General features: G+C 40.7%; 14 protein-coding genes. 12 read left to right on the forward strand and 2 right to left on the reverse strand.

The features are described from left to right. Nucleotides 1–30 precede the first annotated feature (30 nt). From PYW36_RS01845 to PYW36_RS01890, 10 genes are all read left to right on the forward strand, one after another. Nucleotides 31–6,057: an Ig-like domain-containing protein gene (locus PYW36_RS01845; RefSeq protein WP_115346989.1), complete on the forward strand. Its 6,027-nt coding sequence runs from the start codon at nucleotides 31–33 to the stop codon at nucleotides 6,055–6,057. A gap of 227 nt (nucleotides 6,058–6,284) precedes the next feature. Next, nucleotides 6,285–7,925 (forward strand): alpha-keto acid decarboxylase family protein, encoded by a 1,641-nt coding sequence (locus tag PYW36_RS01850; RefSeq protein WP_103158687.1) that lies wholly within the window; start codon nucleotides 6,285–6,287, stop codon nucleotides 7,923–7,925. Between the two features lie 480 nt (nucleotides 7,926–8,405). After that, complete coding sequence (locus PYW36_RS01855) at nucleotides 8,406–9,809, forward strand: anthranilate synthase component I (RefSeq protein WP_103158686.1); 1,404 nt, start codon at nucleotides 8,406–8,408, stop codon at nucleotides 9,807–9,809. Beyond that, the gene (locus tag PYW36_RS01860; RefSeq protein WP_103158685.1) at nucleotides 9,806–10,387 is read left to right on the forward strand and encodes an anthranilate synthase component II; all 582 of its coding nucleotides are present in this window, start codon (nucleotides 9,806–9,808) and stop codon (nucleotides 10,385–10,387) included. The genes PYW36_RS01855 and PYW36_RS01860 overlap by 4 nt, the downstream gene beginning before the upstream one ends. Next, nucleotides 10,374–11,390, forward strand: coding sequence for an anthranilate phosphoribosyltransferase (trpD, locus tag PYW36_RS01865; protein ID WP_103158684.1), 1,017 nt, complete (start codon nucleotides 10,374–10,376; stop codon nucleotides 11,388–11,390). Before PYW36_RS01860 ends, trpD begins: the two co-directional genes overlap by 14 nt. Continuing rightward, nucleotides 11,374–12,150, forward strand: coding sequence for an indole-3-glycerol phosphate synthase TrpC (gene trpC / locus PYW36_RS01870; protein ID WP_103158683.1), 777 nt, complete (start codon nucleotides 11,374–11,376; stop codon nucleotides 12,148–12,150). The genes trpD and trpC overlap by 17 nt, the downstream gene beginning before the upstream one ends. A gap of 5 nt (nucleotides 12,151–12,155) precedes the next feature. Then, nucleotides 12,156–12,785 carry a phosphoribosylanthranilate isomerase gene (locus PYW36_RS01875; protein ID WP_103158682.1) on the forward strand — a complete coding sequence of 210 codons (630 nt, stop codon included), beginning with the start codon at nucleotides 12,156–12,158 and terminating at the stop codon, nucleotides 12,783–12,785. Beyond that, complete coding sequence (trpB, locus tag PYW36_RS01880) at nucleotides 12,782–13,996, forward strand: tryptophan synthase subunit beta (RefSeq protein WP_037575225.1); 1,215 nt, start codon at nucleotides 12,782–12,784, stop codon at nucleotides 13,994–13,996. Before PYW36_RS01875 ends, trpB begins: the two co-directional genes overlap by 4 nt. Further along, nucleotides 13,989–14,726: a tryptophan synthase subunit alpha gene (trpA, locus tag PYW36_RS01885; RefSeq protein ID WP_103158681.1), complete on the forward strand. Its 738-nt coding sequence runs from the start codon at nucleotides 13,989–13,991 to the stop codon at nucleotides 14,724–14,726. Before trpB ends, trpA begins: the two co-directional genes overlap by 8 nt. A gap of 161 nt (nucleotides 14,727–14,887) precedes the next feature. Continuing rightward, the gene (locus tag PYW36_RS01890) at nucleotides 14,888–15,595 is read left to right on the forward strand and encodes an HAD family hydrolase (RefSeq protein ID WP_037575220.1); all 708 of its coding nucleotides are present in this window, start codon (nucleotides 14,888–14,890) and stop codon (nucleotides 15,593–15,595) included. A 474-nt stretch (nucleotides 15,596–16,069) separates the two neighbouring features. Here the strand turns inward: PYW36_RS01890 and PYW36_RS01895 are convergent, their stop codons facing one another. Together PYW36_RS01895 and PYW36_RS01900 are read right to left on the reverse strand one after the other, a co-directional pair. Then, nucleotides 16,070–16,498: a 6-pyruvoyl trahydropterin synthase family protein gene (locus PYW36_RS01895; protein WP_103158680.1), complete on the reverse strand. Its 429-nt coding sequence runs from the start codon at nucleotides 16,496–16,498 to the stop codon at nucleotides 16,070–16,072. A gap of 202 nt (nucleotides 16,499–16,700) precedes the next feature. Next, nucleotides 16,701–17,306: a GNAT family N-acetyltransferase gene (locus PYW36_RS01900; RefSeq protein ID WP_037575216.1), complete on the reverse strand. Its 606-nt coding sequence runs from the start codon at nucleotides 17,304–17,306 to the stop codon at nucleotides 16,701–16,703. A 151-nt stretch (nucleotides 17,307–17,457) separates the two neighbouring features. Here PYW36_RS01900 and PYW36_RS01905 point away from each other — a divergent pair, with 151 nt between their 5' ends. Together PYW36_RS01905 and PYW36_RS01910 are read left to right on the forward strand one after the other, a co-directional pair. Next, nucleotides 17,458–19,236: an ABC transporter ATP-binding protein gene (locus PYW36_RS01905; RefSeq protein ID WP_103158679.1), complete on the forward strand. Its 1,779-nt coding sequence runs from the start codon at nucleotides 17,458–17,460 to the stop codon at nucleotides 19,234–19,236. Beyond that, a complete protein-coding gene (locus tag PYW36_RS01910; protein ID WP_103158678.1) occupies nucleotides 19,233–21,017 on the forward strand; it encodes an ABC transporter ATP-binding protein in 1,785 nt (594 codons plus the stop codon). The genes PYW36_RS01905 and PYW36_RS01910 overlap by 4 nt, the downstream gene beginning before the upstream one ends. Nucleotides 21,018–21,040 lie beyond the last annotated feature (23 nt).

Consider the following 21,040-nt stretch of genomic DNA (forward strand, 5'->3'; position numbering starts at 1 on the left):
CATTTTGGTAAAGGAGACCCATCGACTAATATGAAAAAATCAAACAAACGTCTTGATTTCTTACCGAATCGTCAGAATAAGTACTCTATTCGTAAATTTACAGTAGGTACAGCTTCTATTTTAGTGGGAGCCATTCTGTTATTCGGTGCACAAAATGACGCACAAGCTGAGGAAGCTCCAGCAGACAGTGCATCATCTACTACTGAAACTAAAGCATTAGATGTCTCTCCTGTGGAAGCGAGTACTGCAGAGGTAGCCCCAACTGCTCCAACAGAAACAACAGAAGCTACTTCTACAGAAGCAACAACAGAACCAACGACAACAGAACCAACAACAACTGAAACATCTACTACTGAAACAACAACTGAAGAAGCAACTGCAGAGAAAGCGACATCTGAAACGAAACCTGCAGATTCAACTGAAACACCATCTTCAACTGAAGAAGCGACGACAGAACCTGCATCAGCAGAACCAACGACAACAGAATCATCAACAACAGAACCAGCAACTGTTGAGCCTGCAACAACTGAACAACCTTCAAAAGAAGCAACAACTTCAAATGAAGTGACTTCAGAAGCACCATCTACTGAAAGTGCACCAGTTGATTCAACTCAAGAAGCACCTTCAGAGCCATCTACACCTGCAACTGAATCACCTGCAGTAGATGCACCGGCCATTACTAGTGAAGCAACTGCTGTTGACTATGTTGCGAATACAACATCATTATCATCAACAGAAGCAGAAACATTAGTGAGTGATTTAAATTTAGACTATAACAATTTAACACCAGAAGAATTACAAGCGGCATTAATAGATGGTTTAGTTGCTCAACAAAATGCGACGGCAACTGAGGCAACACCTCTAGATCGTCGTCAAACATCTGCATTATCTGATATTGATTCTGTAACTTATGGTACAACTGCTTTCCGTGCAGCTGTTACACCTGAGACAGCTTTAGCAGATAATGCTACTTACCAACCTTATGCGAAACAAGACCCTACAAACTATCGTTATGGTACATTAGGCGATGCAACAGAAGCGATTGCGAACACAGCTGAACTTCCAGCAGATACGCAATACACATTCAAAGATAACAATGTCTTCCAACGTGTCGGTAACCAATTAGCAACAGTTGTTGCAACTTATGCGGATGGTACAACAGACGAAGTATTAGCACCTATTTACGTAAGCTATGCTTATGAAAAAGATGGTGTTAGCTACTCAGGCGTCCCTTATTCAGCGGAAAACAACTTTACTCGTACTGAAGAAGATGTACACATCGTACCAAATTTAGAAGATTTAAGTTCAACTGAATCACGTGCAGATAATACTATTGATTTTGATTTATCAGCTGTATTCAACCTAGTACGAGTTAATTCAGGTATGGAAACATACATCGAATTAGATGAACGTATCGCACAATATGTGACTTCAATTGATGGTAATATTGCTTCAACAGCAGCAGGTGCATCACCAGATCGTCCATTTGTTTGGGAACGTGTTGTAAATGCGAAAGGTGAACTAACAAACACTTGGAAAATGCGTTCATTCAACGCCCTAGCTTATTCTGATGGAGAAACATCAGTATTCCTTGGAGACCAGCCGTCTGTTTCACAAGTAAGTAGTTCAACAATCAACTTAAGTGATACAGTAGAAAACATATTTGCGAATGATCCATTACTACAAAATGGAGATTTAGCCTTCAGAACATATACATTGACAGAAGAAGGACAAATTGTTAATACAACTGACCGTACAAATTACTTCCAAGTGGCACAAGATGAAAAAGATACGTTAACTGAAGCGACAGCACTTACAGAACGTAACTGGTTTACAGGTTCAGGTGCGATTACACGTTATGAAGCGCAAGCGGGTAACAATGGTGGTATCGTATTTGACCAATATTTCACAAAATCATCAAATGGTACATTAAATGGATATGGCGCGCAACCAAACCGTGACTGGACATATAATTTTGAAATTGATCCACGTCTATTACCATATATTGACGATGTTGAAATTCATTACTTAGACGAAAATGGTGTCGATTGGACAGCAAGTACTAAACTAAGCGATCGTTTTGCAAATGAATCTTCATTAACGAAAAACCAAGGTTGGAACAACTTTGAATATCGTTACAATAATGGTACTTCAATTGAATCTGCGTACACAACAGGCACAACATGGAACGATACACGTGACGGTGCACCTGACAAAGATGCATACACAGTTCCAGATGTAGAATTACAACCAGGTCAAGGTTACATGAGCTTAGACGCAGTAATGATTAACGTTGATTCTCGTCAGTTAAACTTTAGACCAGGCTTAATCCAACCGGCTAAAGTACGTGTTGTAGCAACGCTTAAAGATGGCGTTTCTATTAACGACGTTTTAGGTCAAAACCGTGATGAAAACTTTGGTTTCACAGGTTACTTAGTGAATGGTAAAAATGAAATCATTCCAAATACAGCAGGCACAGGTTACTACCAAGCAATGGATGTTGATGGAGATGGTATCGTTGACGAAATCGATCCAAGCATTGAAACACCTGTAGCACCACCTCAAACTGCAGATAACTTTACACCAGTAGGTCAACCTATTGAAACACCAGTGGGCGTCACACCAGATCCACGTGATGGTATTACTAACCTTGGAGAATTACCTCCAGATACGACTTACAATTGGGAAGTTGTACCAAATGTTGATACACCAACGACACCAGGTAACCCAATCCAAGCAGCAGTTATCGTAACGTATGTTGATGGTTCACAAGATCGTGTTGAAGTACCAATTACAGTAACGGACACACCAGTGGCAACACCACCGGAAGCACCAGTTGTAACTAACCCACAACCAAATGACGGAACAGTAACAGGTACATCAAATGAGCCAGGCGGTACAGTAACAGTGACATTCCCTAACGGAGAAGTCGTGACAGGTACAGTAGACGAAGATGGCACATGGACAGTAAACGTACCACCAACTGAAACGTTAGAACAAGGTGAGGTTATCACTGCTACAATCACAGATGATAATGGAAACACGTCAACACCAGGTAGTGGTACAGTGACTGATACAATCGCACCAGACGCACCAGTTGTGAACAACCCACAACCAAACGATGGTACAGTAACAGGTTCAGGAGAACCAGGTGAAACAGTAGTTGTGACATTCCCTAACGGAGATGTAGTTACAGGTACAGTTGGAGAAGACGGTACTTGGACAGTAAATGTACCACCAACAGAAACATTAGAAGAAGGCGAAGTTGTGACAGCGGTTATCACTGATGATAACGGAAATACGTCAACGCCAGGTAACGGCACAGTAACTGACACGATCGCGCCAGACGCACCAGTTGTGAACAACCCACAACCAAACGATGGTACAGTAACAGGTTCAGGAGAACCAGGTGAAACAGTAATTGTGACATTCCCTAACGGAGATGTAGTTACAGGTACAGTTGGAGAAGACGGTACTTGGACAGTAAATGTACCACCAACAGAAACATTAGAAGAAGGCGAAGTTGTGACAGCGGTTATCACTGATGATAACGGAAATACGTCAACGCCAGGTAACGGCACAGTAACTGACACAATCGCGCCAGACGCACCAGTTGTGAACAACCCACAACCAAACGATGGAACAGTAACAGGAACTGGCGAGCCAGGTGGCACAGTAACAGTAACGTTCCCTAACGGCGAAGTCGTGACAGGTACAGTTGAAGAAGATGGTACATGGACAGTGGATGTACCACCAACAGTGACATTAACTGAAGGTGACATCATTACTGCAACAGTAGAAGATGATAACGGTAACGTTTCTACACCAGGTAACGGAACAGTAACTGATACAATCGCGCCTGAGGCACCAGTTGTGAACGATCCGCAACCAAACGATGGAACAGTAACAGGAACTGGCGAGCCAGGTGGCACAGTAACAGTAACGTTCCCTAACGGCGAAGTCGTGACAGGTACAGTTGAAGAAGATGGTACATGGACAGTGGATGTACCACCAACAGAAACATTAGAAGAAGGCGAAGTTGTGACAGCGGTTATCACTGATGATAACGGAAATACGTCAACGCCAGGTAACGGAACAGTGACTGATACAATCGCACCAGATGCACCAGTTGTGAACAATCCACAACCAAACGATGGAACAGTAACAGGAACTGGCGAACCAGGTGGCACAGTAACAGTAACGTTCCCTAACGGAGAAGTCGTGACAGGTACAGTTGAAGAAGATGGTACATGGACAGTGGACGTACCACCAACAGTAACATTAACTGAAGGTGATGTAATCACTGCAACAGTAGAAGACGACAACGGTAACGTTTCTACACCAGGTAACGGCACAGTGACTGATACAATCGCACCAGACGCACCAGTTGTGAACAACCCACAACCAAACGATGGAACAGTAACAGGAACTGGCGAGCCAGGTGGCACAGTAACAGTAACATTCCCTAACGGAGAAGTCGTGACAGGTACAGTTGAAGAAGATGGTACATGGACAGTGGACGTACCACCAACAGTAACATTAACTGAAGGTGACGTGATCACAGCAACAGTAGAAGACGACAATGGTAACGTTTCTACGCCAGGTAACGGAACAGTAACTGACACGATCGCACCAGACGCACCAGTTGTGAACAATCCACAACCAAACGATGGAACAGTAACTGGTACTGGCGAACCAGGTGGCACAGTGACAGTAACGTTCCCTAACGGCGAAGTCGTGACAGGTACAGTTGAAGAAGATGGTACATGGACAGTGGATGTACCACCAACAGTAACATTAACTGAAGGTGACGTGATCACTGCAACAGTAGAAGATGACAACGGTAACGTTTCTACGCCAGGTAACGGAACAGTGACTGATACAATCGCACCAGATGCACCAGTTGTGAACAATCCACAACCAAACGATGGAACAGTAACAGGAACTGGCGAGCCAGGTGGCACAGTAACAGTAACGTTCCCTAACGGCGAAGTCGTGACAGGTACAGTTGAAGAAGATGGTACATGGACAGTGGATGTACCACCAACAGTAACATTAACTGAAGGTGACGTGATCACTGCAACAGTAGAAGATGACAACGGTAACGTTTCTACGCCAGGTAACGGCACAGTGACTGATACAATCGCACCAGACGCACCAGTTGTGAACAATCCACAACCAAACGATGGAACAGTAACAGGAACTGGCGAACCAGGTGGCACAGTGACAGTAACATTCCCTAACGGAGAAGTCGTGACAGGTACAGTTGAAGAAGATGGTACATGGACAGTGGACGTACCACCAACAGTAACATTAACTGAAGGTGACGTAATCACAGCAACAGTAGAAGATGATAACGGTAACGTTTCTACGCCAGGTAACGGCACAGTAACTGATACAATCGCTCCTGAACCACCAGTTGTAGATCCTATTAAACCAGGTGACACAGTAGTGACTGGTGAAGGTGAACCAGGTGGCACAGTAACAGTGACATTCCCTAACGGCGAAGTGGTGACTGGAACTGTAGACGAAGACGGAACTTGGACAGTGGATGTACCACCAACAGTAACAATTAAAGATGGCGACACAATTGTTGTAACGCAAACTGATAAAGGTGGAAATGAATCTGATTCAACAACTGTTGTTGTCACAGGTGATAAAGATGATTCAACAACACCACCAGTTGATAACAGTGGCAACAATGACGGTAATAATGATTGCCCTGTTGTGAAACCAATTCAAAATAATGACACTTCTGTAACTGGTCAAACAGAACCAGGTGCACCAGTGAAAGTTGAATTCCCAGGTGACACTACAGTAACAACTGAAGCTGATGATGAAGGTCAATTCACAGTATCTGTCCCTCAACATGTAGCGCTTAACGACGGTGATACAGTTAAAGTGACAGGATCTGAAGACAAACCTGCAACAGCTAAAGTAGGAGAATTACCTGAAACAGGTTCTACAACGAACCCAACATTATTCGGTGGCTTAATTGCTGCGCTTGGATCATTATTCTTATTCGGCAGACGTCGTAAAGAAAAAGAAGAGCAATAATTCATTTAAGCTCGAATAACCAGAGACCCGAAAATTTCGGGTCTCTTTTTTGTCGTTCGAACAACATTTGTGCAGTTGAACAATTATTTAGAACAACTCTATTTTTATAACTATCTATTGTGCTTGCCAATGTGTGATGTAACATAAATAAAATAAAGGTCAATATAATTGACGTTTATAAATAGATTGACTATACTGTAAGAAAAATAGAGAAAAAAGGTGAAAAAATGAAAAAGACAGTCAGTCAATTTATTTTTGATGAAATAGCGCGTCAAGGTGTAGATTCGATATTTGGCGTTCCTGGTGATTTCAATTTAGCGTTTTTAGATGAAATCATTGCACATCCGACACTCAACTGGATAGGGAATACCAATGAATTAAATGCTGCTTATGCGGCAGATGGTTATGCACGCATCAAAGGTTTAAGTGCACTAGTCACAACATTTGGTGTGGGTGAATTAAGTGCGGTGAACGGCATTGCGGGTTCCTATGCGGAGCGTGTCCCTGTCATTGCGATTACAGGTGGACCAACAACTGTGGTTGAAAATGCAGGAAAATATGTACATCATTCTTTAGGGGAAGGCCAGTTTGATGTTTATCAAAAAATGTTTGAGCCTATTACTGTCGCACAAACGTATGTGACACCAGAAAATGCGCTTACTGAAATTCCGCGTGTCATTCAAGCGGCAATAGATGATAAACGTCCGGTTCATATCCATTTGCCGATTGATACAGCGATGGTGGAAATAGAAGTGCCTGAACAAGTGGAATATCCAAAAAATCGTAGCAGTGATAAAACAGACTGGGTTTCTACAGTGGAACAAAAATTAAAACAAGCTAAACAACCGACACTGATTGTAGGCCATGAAATCAATAGCTTTCAGTTACACAATGAAGTGCGTGACCTTGTGGATCAGTTAAAACTTCCTGTTGCGCAATTATCATTGGGTAAATCAGCCTTTGATGAAACACATCCAAATTACATGGGCATTTATGATGGCAGTATTGCGCATGAACCGATTAAATCTTATGTTGATAACAGCGACTTAGTCCTAACCTTAGGCGCAAAGTTAACAGACTCTGCAACGGCAGGCTTTTCACAAAAATTTTCAAATGACAAAGTGGTTATGTTAAACCATAAGAATATACAATTCGATAATCAAACTATGTCACCGATGTCACTCTCTGACATTATTCAAACACTCAAAACAATGAATTATCAATTTGATGGTGAATTTCCTCAGTTTGCGCAATCTACTCATACTGAGGTTGACGTAGACGATAAACCGTTAACGCAAGAAAAATATTTTGAAGTAATGCAAAATTTTATCCAACCGAATGACGTGTTACTTGCCGAACAAGGGACATCATTTTTCGGCGCTTATGAGTTAGCTTTACCCAAAGATGTGACCTTTATTGGACAACCTTTATGGGGATCTATTGGTTATACATTCCCATCTACTTTGGGGACACAACTCGCTGATCGCAATCGTCGAAATGTGTTATTGATTGGGGACGGCTCACTACAATTAACTGTACAAGAACTTGCGACGATGTTGCGCCATGATTTACATCCAGTTCTTTTCATTATTAATAATGATGGATATACTGTTGAACGTAAAATTCATGGAGAGCATCAGCCTTATAATGATATTGGCTCATGGAATTATCGCTTACTTCCGACGGTATTTGGCAATGAAGATATTCCTACGTATAATGTCACAACGTCTCGTGAACTTAAAGCGGCCATGGATAAAGTCAACGAGCATCCTCAATCCATGCACCTTGTTGAAGTGCATATGGATAAACATGATGCACCTGAGAAACTCGCAAATATTGCGAAAGCTTTCGCTACACAAAATAAATAACTAAAACGTGTTGACAAGGCAAAAGGTTATCTGTATAGTATGAATTATCAAACAACTTAAGCAGATTGATAAGTAACGTTTGTAGTTGTAGCAACAAGAAAGCTAACGGGTGATGAGAGTTAGCACAATACATTCGTGAATTGGGCAATCGTTATGCTTACATTTAAATTATGTTTAAAGTGAACATGCGATGTGCATGTTAATAAAGGTGGCACCACGTTAACGCGTCCTTTCGAGAGCGTTAATGTGGTGTTTTTATATTTGTGAGGTAAGATGAAGTAGTTTTGTCATTGGGTAGTGTCAGAAAATGAACGGGTGATGCGAGTTCATACCTATACAAAATGAATTGGGTCTTACTATAAGCAACCAAATAAATATTGAGAGTGAACAGTAACAACTGTTAATGAAGGTGGTACCGCGCGTGAAGCGTCCTGATGAAGGACATTCATGTGCGGATTTTTTATTTAAAGGAGGTACAAGATGAAGATTAAATATCGAGTGGTCAACGCCCCGGTCAACCCTGAAACGTTTGCGAGACATCGTAACAAAAAAATTGTTTTAGAAAGTGCGACGACCCATCAAACGAAAGGGCGCTATTCTATTGTGGTCTTTGAGACATATGGGGAATGCACTTTATATAAAGAAAAATTATTTATCAAAACGCCACATCAAACCAAAAGTATCACTGACGCGCCATTTGATGCTTTGAAAAAATATATCGACGCGTATTATGCGAAGGTTGAAGAACCACAACTTAAAGCACTTCCATTTATTTCAGGATTTATGGGTTATTGCAGTTTTGATCTTGTGCGACATGCGTTTCCGGTTTTAAAAAAATACCCCATTGAAGGTGAGGGGTGTGATGCCTTATTTCATATGGTGGAATCGGTGTATGTTTTTGATCATTATAAAGAGCAAATCTACGTGATAACGACGAATTTGTTTTCAAATGCGACTGAATCAGAACTTGAGTCAAGATTAGACGCCATGATGTTAGAGTTTGACCAACTCCAATTGTTTGAAAATGAGGAATCCAGCGCTTTACCACAAAAGCATATTGAAACGAATGTTTCTGACGCTGATTTTATACAACGGGTTAAAATGTTTAAGCAACTGATTCAACAAGGGGATATGTTTCAAGTCGTGCCTTCGAGAGTTTATCGCTATAAACATTACTTTAATAAAGGGCTCAATACTTTATCGTATCAATTGTATCAAAAACTGAAGCGTAACAATCCAAGCCCTTATATGTTTTATTACAATATGGGCGCCCAAATATTTGTAGGAAGTTCACCTGAAAGTTTCGTGAAAGTGAAAGACCGAGAAGTCATGACTAATCCTATTGCTGGAACAATAAAGCGAGGGAAATCATCTCAAGAGGATTTAGACAATGAAGAGATACTCCTGACAGACGAAAAAGAGTTGAGTGAACATCGAATGTTGGTTGACCTCGGTCGCAATGATATTTTACGTATTGCAGAACCTGGTTCTTTGAAAATACCTAAATTAATGACGATTGAACGGTATGAACATGTGATGCACATTGTGAGCGAAGTGATTGGGACTTTAAACGTTCATGTTTCTCCGATGGATGTGATTACCTCTTTGTTACCGACAGGCACAGTCTCAGGTGCGCCTAAGGTGAGAGCGATTCAACGTATTTACGAAGCACATCCCTATCAACGCGGGGTGTATAGTGGTGGTGTCGGTTATATCAATTGTGACCATGCGCTTGATTTGGCGCTTGCGATTCGCACGATGGTCATTGATGAGACTTACGTCAATGTCGAAGCAGGGTGTGGGGTTGTCTATGATTCGATTCCAGAGAAAGAACTGGAAGAAACACGTCTCAAAGCAAAAAGTTTACTGGAGGTGACGCTATGATTCTTGTCATCGATAATTATGATTCATTTACGTACAATCTCGTGGATTTGTTCGCTCCATTTGATGAAGTGGTCATTCGTTACCCAGATGATGCGACAATTTATGATTTAAAACCAGATGTCCTTGTCATTTCGCCAGGGCCAGGCCATCCAGATGATACTTCTCACCTCAAAGACATCATTCATTATTTTAATGATTTGCCGATATTAGGGGTTTGTCTAGGTGCACAAGCACTGTACAGCTACTACGGTGGCAACGTCATCGTCGGCAAACGTGTGATGCATGGGAAAATAGATCAACTTTCCTATGACTATCCAACCGCATTGTACGAAAATATATCGGAATATTCTGATATTATGCGGTATCATTCTCTTATTTGTGAAGAAAGATCTTTACCAAAAACATTAAAGGTGACCGGTCGTACTGAAGATGCGATTCAATCATTTGAACACGATACACAATTACATTTTGGCATACAATACCATCCCGAATCATTTGCGAGTCCAAATGTTGCCCGAGTCATTCAAAATTTTATGAAGCTTGCCAAGAAAGGAGTGCTCCCACATGACATTACTTAATACATTACAACAACAACATTCACTAACACGTACAGAAACGGAGACATTTGTTCAAAATTTACTTTCAGAAACAGTCCATTTAGATGAAAAAGTCCGTCTCCTTGAAGCTTATACGGCGAAAGGTGAGACCGCAGATGAACTTTATAATTTAGCGCAATCTTTAATCCAAACAACTTATGACCCTCAACCCAAATATGCCGGCAGTATGTGTGTTTGTGGGACGGGGGGAGACGGTTCTAATAGCTTTAACATTTCAACGACCGTCTCGTTTATCGTTGCAGCGGCGGGTGTGCCTGTTATCAAACACGGGAACAAAAGTGTCACGTCACAGTCGGGGAGTGTAGATATTTTACAAGCGATGCATATTCCAACGACGCCAATGGCAAAGGTGACACAACAAGTAGCTATGACAGATTTAGCTTTTGTTAGTGCGACACAGTCCTATCCGATAATGAAACATTTACAACCTGTCCGTAAGCAAGTCGGCCGGCCGACCATTTTTAATATTGTGGGTCCTATCATTAACCCGTTTAAACTTGATTATCAAGTGATGGGGATTTACGACCCGACACGCATGCAAAAGGTGGCAGAAACGTTAAAACGACTTGGACGAAAAAAAGCAATTGTCGTTCACGGTGCTGGAGGAATGGATGAAGCGACACTTTCTGGAGAAAATCAAATCGTCGAAATTAACGCAAACGGTATACACACTTATACCTTGAATGCGACAGAACTAGGCTTACGTTATGCTGAGAATTTCGAACTGCAAGGAGGTACTCCAGAAGAAAATAAGGCGATTACTCTAGGAATTTTAAACGGGACGGACACTACGGTGCGTCGAGATGTCGTTATTTTAAACGCTGCACTTGCGCTCTATGTCGCAGAAAAGGTAATTAACATTCAAGATGGTGTCATCTTAGCAGCTAACTTAATCCAAAGTGGCCAAGCTTACTGTCAATATGAAAAAGTAACCGAGGAGGTGCCTCATGAACATATTGGATGAAATTGTTCTTTATAAAAAAAGACTATTAAATGAAGGTTATTATGAACAAAAACGTCAAACTTTACCTTCTGTAGATGTGAGTCATAAAAGCAAGCTCATAGACCAATTACGTGAGAGCGATTGTATCGAAGTCATCGCTGAAATCAAATCTAAAAGCCCAACAGTTTCAAACATTCCTGAACGCAACCTTGAAGAACAAATCTTAGCTTATCAAAAGGGCGGCGCGGCTGCGATCTCCATTTTAACGGATGAACATTATTTTAACGGTTCATTTGAACGGTTAGTCGATTTAACGAAGAAAACCACACTTGCTGTTTTATGTAAAGATTTTATAATTGATGAACGCCAAATTGATGTCGCCAAACAAGCGGGGGCGTCCATCATCTTACTGATTGTCCATATTTTAAGCGACGAAGCTTTACAGCGATTATATGATTATGCACGCCAATTAAACTTAGAAGTCTTAGTCGAAGTGCACAGTACCGAAGAACTGAAACGTGCCCATCAGCTACAACCGAATTTGATAGGTGTCAATAACCGCGATTTAGAACGGTTCATTACCGATGTGACACATACAAATACGATTTTAGAATCCAAAAGAGAGGATATCTTTTATATTTCAGAAAGCGGGATTAAAACCACGCGGGACATTGAACAACTCGTGCCTTCCGGTATTCATGGGGTGCTTATCGGGGAATCATTGATGAAAGCGTCTGACCCTGTGTCGTTACTCCAATCATTTAAATATCAAAGGATTTGAGGGATATGTATTTAAAATATTGTGGATTTACGCGAATCCAAGATGTGAGAGAAGCCAGTGCACTGAATATTAATGCGATAGGATTTATCCTTTATCCCAAAAGTGCACGTTATGTGGATTTAGATCATCTTCCCATACTTACAGAACAGGTGCCTGACCATATTGATCGCGTGGCAGTCACAGTCAATATGCCACTATCCATGATGGAACAAGTATTACGGAAAACAACGATTAATACCCTCCAATTACATGGGGAGGAACCTCCGGAGTTTGTAAGAAAATTAAAAAGACGTTATCCAGACGTCCAACTGATTAAAGCCCTTCCAGCAGCCCATGAGTTGGAACAAAATATTAAAAACTATAGGCCAGTCGTCGATAAAATCATTGTCGATACACCTACTGAAGCCTATGGAGGCTCAGGAGAAAGTTTTGATTGGCGACATTTAACAGAATTGAGCACAATCCCCATCATTGTAGCGGGGGGATTAAATTTACAAAATGTGAAAGCTTTAATGGACAATTTTCCACATATTGCTGGATTAGATGTCGCAAGTGGTATCGAACATGATAAAGGGATAAAAGATCTTACGAAAATGACACAAATCGCTATGCGCGTGAAAGGAGACCAATCATGAAAAATATTCAATTACAAGCAGATGAAAACGGGTTATTTGGAGGTTACGGAGGCCGTTATGTGCCTGAAACATTAATGCCTGCTATCCAAGAATTAAAAGCAGCTTATGATGAAGCAAAAGAAGATCCAGAGTTTATGAAAACGTATCACACATATTTGAAAGAATATGTGGGGCGTGAGACGCCATTGACGTATGCGGAATCATATACCGAGTCACTTGGAGGCGCCAAAATCTATTTAAAACGAGAAGATTTAAATCATACGGGTGCCCATAAAATCAACAATGCGATTGGGCAAGCGCTCATCGCCAAACGTATGGGTAAAAAGAAACTCGTGGCAGAAACAGGCGCTGGGCAACATGGTGTTGCGAGTGCCACTGTAGCAGCATTATTTGATATGGAATTGGTCGTATTTATGGGAGCGGAAGATATTAAGCGTCAACAACTCAATGTCTTTCGCATGGAATTACTCGGCGCAAAAGTAGAATCCGTAGAAGAAGGTCAAGGCACGTTATCCGATGCCGTGAACAAAGCGCTTCAATACTGGGTGTCTCATGTGGATGATACACACTATTTATTAGGTTCAGCCTTAGGACCAGACCCATTTCCGACAATGGTACGTGATTTCCAACGGGTAATAGGTGATGAAATTAAAGCACAACTTCAAGACAAAGAACAACGCTTACCTGATGCCGTCGTTGCGTGTATTGGCGGAGGATCTAATGCAATTGGAACGTTTTATCCCTTCATTGAAGATGATGTAAAACTCTATGGTGTTGAAGCAGCAGGAGAAGGAAAAGAGACAAATCGACATGCCTTAGCGATTTCTAAAGGGAAAAAAGGGATATTACATGGCGCTAAAATGTATTTGATTCAAAATGATCAACATCAAATTGAACTGGCGCATTCCATTTCTGCTGGATTAGACTATCCAGGTGTAGGTCCTGAGCATTGTTATTATCACGATATAGGGCGTGTCACGTATGAATCTGCCTCTGATGAAGAAGCCATGGAAGCACTCGTGCGATTTACAAAAGCGGAAGGGATTATTCCTGCGATTGAGAGTGCACATGCATTAAGTTATGTGGAAAAGCTCGCCCCTCAAATGAATAAAGATGAAATTATTGTGGTCACAGTTTCTGGACGCGGTGACAAAGATATGGAAACGATTCGTAAATATATGGAACAAAAAGGAGGTTCATCACATGCGTAAATATTTTGTAGCCTATATTATGGGAGGCCCTCAATTTATCAATGAACTCAAACTTTTAGATGAAGAAGGTGCTGATTTTGTCGAAATCGGTATTCCATTCTCCGATCCTGTTGCAGATGGTCCGACGATTAAAGCAGCCGGTGAAAAAGCTATTGAAGCGGGAATGACGGTGGAAAAGATTTTAGAGCAGTTGACGACACATCAAGATGAAATAAAAACGAAAACGATTTTAATGACGTATGCGCATATGATTGAAGCATATGGAGAAGAAGCTTTCATGCAAGCCGTCGATGAAGCGGGGGTGTATGGTTTAATTATTCCAGATATGCCTTTTGAATATGCTGAACAATTAAAAGCACGTTATCCTCAACGCCGTGTCAAAATCATTTCACTGATCGCCATGACAGCAAAAGAAGAACGCCTCAAACAAATTGCGCAACACGCTGAAGGTTTCATATATACGGTCACAATGAATGAAACGACAGGTCAAAATGGGCAGTTCCATCCTGAATTAAAAACTAAAATCCAACACATCCAAAATGAAACAGAGATTCCTGTAATGGCTGGATTTGGGATCAGAACGCCTGAGCATGTTCGAGAGATTAGCATTGTAGCAGATGGCGTTATTATAGGGAGTGAAATCGTTCGCCGTTTAGAGGAACAGGGCATCGAAGGCACACGGCCCTTTTTAAAACAAGTGCGTCAAGTGTTAGATGAAACATTATCATAAATTCCCTAACTTTTTGAGGTGATATTAAAAAATGAGAGGCGCGTAATGAAACAGAAGGCAATGGATTTGAGTTGAAATTGAGTAACATGATTTGTGTAAAAAGCATGAGAACGGGTTATAATAAAGAGTAACAAATTCATTGTCGAGAGGATGGGGCACTGATGGCATATACTTATATTTTTGATTTAGATGACACGTTGTACGATCAATTGGGTGCATTCAATGTAGCGTATCATTATCACTTTGCGGATAGCGATATTGGTGTTGAAACGTTGTACCGGCATTTTAGACATTATAGCGATATGGTGTTTGAACAAACCCAAGAAGGTCAAATGACACTGACAGAAATGCATATTTATCGGATAACCGAAGCGGTGAATGATTTTGATATCGCATTGCCAGAGAAAAAAGCACTCGATTTTCAAAAAGACTATGAAAAAGCGCAACAACATATTGCCTTGTCGCATCCTATTAAGACATTATTGTATGACTTAAAACAAAGCGGAGTTCAAGTCGGGATTATTACCAACGGTGAAGGGCATCATCAACGTATGAAATTCAAAGCGTTAGGATTAGATCATCTTATTCCAGAAGATCATCTCTTTATCTCTGCTGAAGAAGGAATGATGAAACCCGACGTCGCTTTGTTTGAACATGTCGCACAAACGTTAGAATTAAATCCTCAAAAAACGTTTTATATCGGTGACAACTTTGAAAATGATGTGGTCGGTGCCTTAGATGCAGGATGGCGAATGATATGGTTTAATCGCCGTAATCGTGCACGAACAAAGGAAGGCTATGAACCAGATTTTGAAGTAGAGTCAGAAGAAGCGCTAGTTGACTGCATTCGACAACTTCAAAATAAATAAAGGAATTTTAAAACCACCTAAGTGTGATTTCTCAACACTTGGGTGGTTTTGAATTTTATTGAAACATAAATAATTTCATAAATTTGATTGTTCCACAAAGCCTCGCTTTTCTGGGAGCATTACAGAAATCTATCTGATTTCGTAGTAATGCCTGCCGGTGCATGAAGACGTTAGGAATGTAATGAGTTACGTCTTCAGTACACCTATGAACTTGCGTGAATAGGTGGTCCTTATTTAAAGTTGCGTAAAGCTTAAAAAGCGCATGCTCAATCCAGTCAGCTACTGCCACTTTTTTATTGTAGCAAGCAAAAAACCTTAAAATGGATTTTCGGTTTCGGCTAGATGCCTCAGAAGTCTCGGCTAGGAACCAATCAAATTCGCTATATTTATTTACGAACCTAAGATATAAATCTTTTTAACGACTCGGTTTAACTGATTTAATTATTGGTGTCTTTTATGTCTAACTGCGTTTTTTTATTGTGCCATGATGTCGCGTGTGAAGCGTATGCCTTGTTCTGGTGTTTCATACATTGTAATCGCATTGAGGGACACATCGTCAGGAAGATGTGTGCTAAAAACTTCCCAAATCCAGTGAATCATATTTTCTAATGTAATATTCATATCAGGCAACGTATCATTTAAGAGCTGACCTTCTAAGTGAGGGGCAAGGTGTGTTTTATAAATTTTGTCAATAACTCTAAAATCGACACCCATGCCTAATTCATCCGTTTTCGACCATAATTCTACATCTAATAAATAGCGATTATCTTTTAAATCGTGATGCGCTGTTTCATTGAAAAAGATACGAGCATCAGCGGTAAATTCATAATGTCTTAACACTAAAATCGTTTTTTGATGACGCGCAAATTGCTTTGGCGCTTGGACATGATCAAACTTTGACATAACTTCGACCTCATTTCCTTTTTTATTAGCATAACACACGAAATGTGTCATAAGAAAATATATGAAATAGACGTAAATGTAAAAAAAATAGGCGATAATCATGCTAATCGTGTAAAATAATCGATAACATGTATATGCACTCTGTTGAAGGGAGGGCTTTGGTGCAAACTTATACTATGACGTATGAGCATCAGCTAAATGTCTATAATTGTTTAACCATGCGATATAAATGATATGGGTCATGATGAAGCGCTTGATCAATAGTAAATCCCTGCTTTTTGTAGAGTTGTTGGGCTTCTATGTTATCTTGCTTCACGGTTAAAGAGACTTTACGGTAACCATGATGATGCGCAAAGACGTCAATATGTTGTAACAGTTCAGTAGCAATGCCTTGACGATGGAATTCAGGCATCACCGCTAGGAGCGTAATGTGAAATTCGTCATCTTTTCCTTCTTCAAGTGCGAGTAATGCTCGGATATTGTTGGCATATTCATAAAGATGTTTGAAGACATTCCATTGTTTGAGTTGCAGGATATGCCAAAATGTGTAGACATCAGCTTTAACGATTTGTTTTGCAGGCATCGCCGTGATAATTCCAGCGACTTTGCCATCCACGTGAGCGACCCAACTGAAATCATAGCTAAATCGATTGTGTTTTTTCTTCCATAACGTATGAATATGCGCATAGATTTCATTTAATCGACCTGTACCAAAAAGGGGGTAACTCATTTCTTCTATGGCAAGTGTTGTTAAAAATCCAGATTCAGGAAGTTCCGGATAAGCAGGATGAATGTCAACAGTAGTCATAAAAGGGCCTCCTCCAAATTTAATGACATATATACCATGCCCTAGTTGGACATTTCTCAAACAATCAGTAATTCTTTTAATCGATAAATTATCTTATGAGTTGAGGTATAATAGTATTCACATTCATCTATCTATTTAAAGGAGGGAGACGATGAAGGTTTTTCGTGCGTTAAGCTGGTTTTTCAAACAAGAGAAATGTCGCTTTATCACTGCCTTTTTGGCCATGTTTGTGACCGCATTTTGTAGTTTGGTTCCACCTCAAATTATTGGGCGTGTCATTGACCATATGACTTCAAAAACGTTGACCTCACACTTATTAATGATGTATTTAGGTCTTATCTTATTCACAGGTCTGATGGTTTATGTGCTGAGATACTATGCACGTCTACAATTATTCGGTGCGAGTGCGAAATTAGGACGGCTACTTCGTCAGCAATTGTATGACAAATACATCAGTATGCGGGCCCAATTTTTTCAAACGTATCGTACAGGAGACTTAATGGCGCATGCGACCAATGATATTCGTGCGGTACAAAGTACGGCGGGTGTTGGGGTCATGACGATTTCAGATGCACTGATCATGGGTGGGATGACGTTAGTGATGATGGCAGTAACGGTCAGTCCTAAACTCACATTAATTGCCATGTTACCGTTGCCGATTTTAGTGATTTTGACGCAATTCTATGGGAAATTACTGCATAAAGGGTTTAAAGATGCGCAAGGTGCGTTTAGTGAACTCAATGATAAAACACAAGAAAGCATTGCGGGTGTCAAAGTGACGAAATCTTTTGGTTATGAACGTGCAGATGAAGAAGATTTCCGCGAGTTGAGTGATCGTGTTGTCGCGAAAAATCTTAAAGTGACGAAAATCGACGCACTATTTGACCCTACGATACAGCTCGTGATTGGGGCAAGTTATTTATTAAGTGTGGTATTTGGGGCTTATATGGTCATAGGAAAGGACATTACGATTGGCCAACTGATTACTTTTACGACATATCTCGGGATGATGGTTTGGCCTTTACTGGCGCTTGGATTTTTCTTTAATATTGTGCAACGTGGCAGTGCGTCGTATGAACGTATTTTAAAGTTATTGGCAGAGCCTGACGATACACATGACCAGGAGTCGTTATCGGTGGCACCAACAGGAAATATACGTTTTCAACTGAAAGAGTTTACGTTTCCAGAGGAAACGGACCCAAGTTTACACGATGTGACTTTCACAATAGAACCCGGAATGACGGTCGGCATTGTGGGGAGTACAGGTTCAGGGAAAAGTTTATTGATTCGTATACTCTTAAGAGAGTTTGATCCTCCTCGTGCTGAAGATGTCACTTTCGGGGGTTACCCTTTAAGTCAGTATCCCATTGACTTATTGAGAGCGCAGTTTGGGTATGTTCCTCAAGATCATTTTCTTTTTTCATCAACGATAAGAGGAAATATTGCGTTTAGTCAACCTGATATTGACGACGCGACACTTTATCATGCTAGCGAGATGAGCCGTATTCATCAAGATATTATGACCCTTCCTGCCCAATACGACACAGTTGTGGGAGAACGGGGCGTCTCACTTTCAGGAGGTCAAAAACAGCGGATTTCAATTGCACGGGCGCTCCTTGCAAATCCAGAAGTGCTCATCCTTGATGATTCGCTGTCTGCGGTAGATGCGGAAACAGAAACACAAATCCTCCAAAATTTAAAACAAGCGCGTCAAGGTAAAACCAACATTATTACCGCACATCGTATGAGCGCAGTTATGCATGCCGATTTAATTATTGTGATGCGAGAAGGGACAATTTTAGAACAAGGCACACATGAAACCTTGATGGCACAACAAGGTTGGTATGCGGAAACATTTCAAGCACAAGCGATGGAACACCGATTAACAGAAGCGCTCGGTGACACTGTAAAAAGGGGGGGAGGAAGATGAGTGAATCACAACCTCAAATGACGTCTAAAGATCAAATGAAAACATTAGGAAGGCTTTTAAAATATACATTCCCGTTCAAATTACTCATTACGTTAGCCCTTTCAATGTTAGTGTTAACGACAGTAGCGAGTATGTTGATACCATACATCGTAAAGGTCTTCATTGACCGTTACCTCGTCCCACAACATTTCCCGGGAAATGAAATCACCTTTTTGCTTATATTGTTTATTTTTGTAGAGCTAACAGTTGCAGTCACTGGCTATTTGAGCGTTTACTTTTTAGAGTATTTGGCATTAAAAGTCATACAACAACTTCGAATAGACGCCTTTCATGATATCTCAAGTTTGGGCATGCGTTTCTTCGATCAAACACCGAGTGGGAGTATTGTTTCACGTTTAACAAATGATACAGAAGCCATTGTGGAGATGTTTACGGGAGTTTTAGCGACCTTTTTAGTGGCCATTTTTATGGTGATTTCAAGTTTTGTGATGATGTTTGTCTTAGATTTCAAGATGGCCTTTTTTGCGTTAGGTTTCGTGCCACTCATTGCGCTCGTTTTAGGGTTATACCGTAAATATGCATCGATTTATTTTTATGAAACAAGACGCAAACTCTCAGATTTAAATGCGAAACTCGGTGAATCGATTGAGGGAATTAAAATCATTCAAGTCTTTAATCAGCAACGCCGATTGAAATCAGAATTTGCGGAGATTAATTCCTCGCATTATCACTATATGATGAAAACCATTCGGTTAGACAGTTTATTACTTAGACCTGCCATTACTTTGATTTCTACATTATCTATTATTGCGATTTTAGCGTATTTCGGCCTATTAAGTTTTAGGACAGCAGTCACAGCGGGGACAGTTTATGCCTTTATCCAATATATGCAACGTTTTTTCGAACCTATCAATCAGGTCAGTCAAAATTTAAATATTTTTCAACAAGCGGTCGTGTCCGCCAGTCGTGTGTTTCACATGATGGATAACCAAGATATTGCCCCTGCACAACACCAAGAAAACGGCCATATTCAAGAGGGGTGGATTGAATTTCGTGACGTCTCATTTAGTTATGATGGAAACCAAGACGTTCTGCACCATATCAGTTTCGTTGCTGAACCAGGACAAACAGTAGCACTGGTCGGACATACGGGGTCAGGGAAAAGTTCTATCATTAATTTGTTTATGCGCTTTTATGAATTTGAACGGGGAGATATTTTCATCGATGGACAATCGATTAAAACATTTCCGAAAGCGGAATTAAAAGAAAAAATCGGTCTCGTCCTGCAAGATCCATTTATGTTTTACGGGACAATTGAATCCAATATTAAACTCTATCACCCCACAATGACATTCGAACAAGTCGAAGCAGCCGCAAAATTTGTTCATGCGCACGAGTTTATTATGAACTTTAAAGAGGGATACCAACACCCTGTGATTGAAAAAGGGAGCACACTTTCAAGTGGCCAACGTCAACTGATCGCTTTTGCGAGAACGATGGCCATTGATCCCAAAATATTAATATTAGACGAGGCGACTGCGAATATTGATTCAGAAACGGAAGAACTTATCCAACAATCGTTGACAAAAATGCGCCACGGTCGAACAACTATCGCCATTGCCCATCGCTTATCCACAATTCAAGATGCAGATTTAATACTCGTTTTAAACCGTGGGGAAATTGTGGAACGAGGCACACACGATGAGTTAATTCGAAAAGGGGGCATTTACGAAAAAATGTATCAATTACAACGACACGGAGAAGTGACCTCGTCGGAATAACAGAATAAAAGCGCTCAAAATTC

It is taken from the genome of Staphylococcus chromogenes (assembly GCF_029024625.1).
Taxonomy (GTDB): domain Bacteria; phylum Bacillota; class Bacilli; order Staphylococcales; family Staphylococcaceae; genus Staphylococcus; species Staphylococcus chromogenes.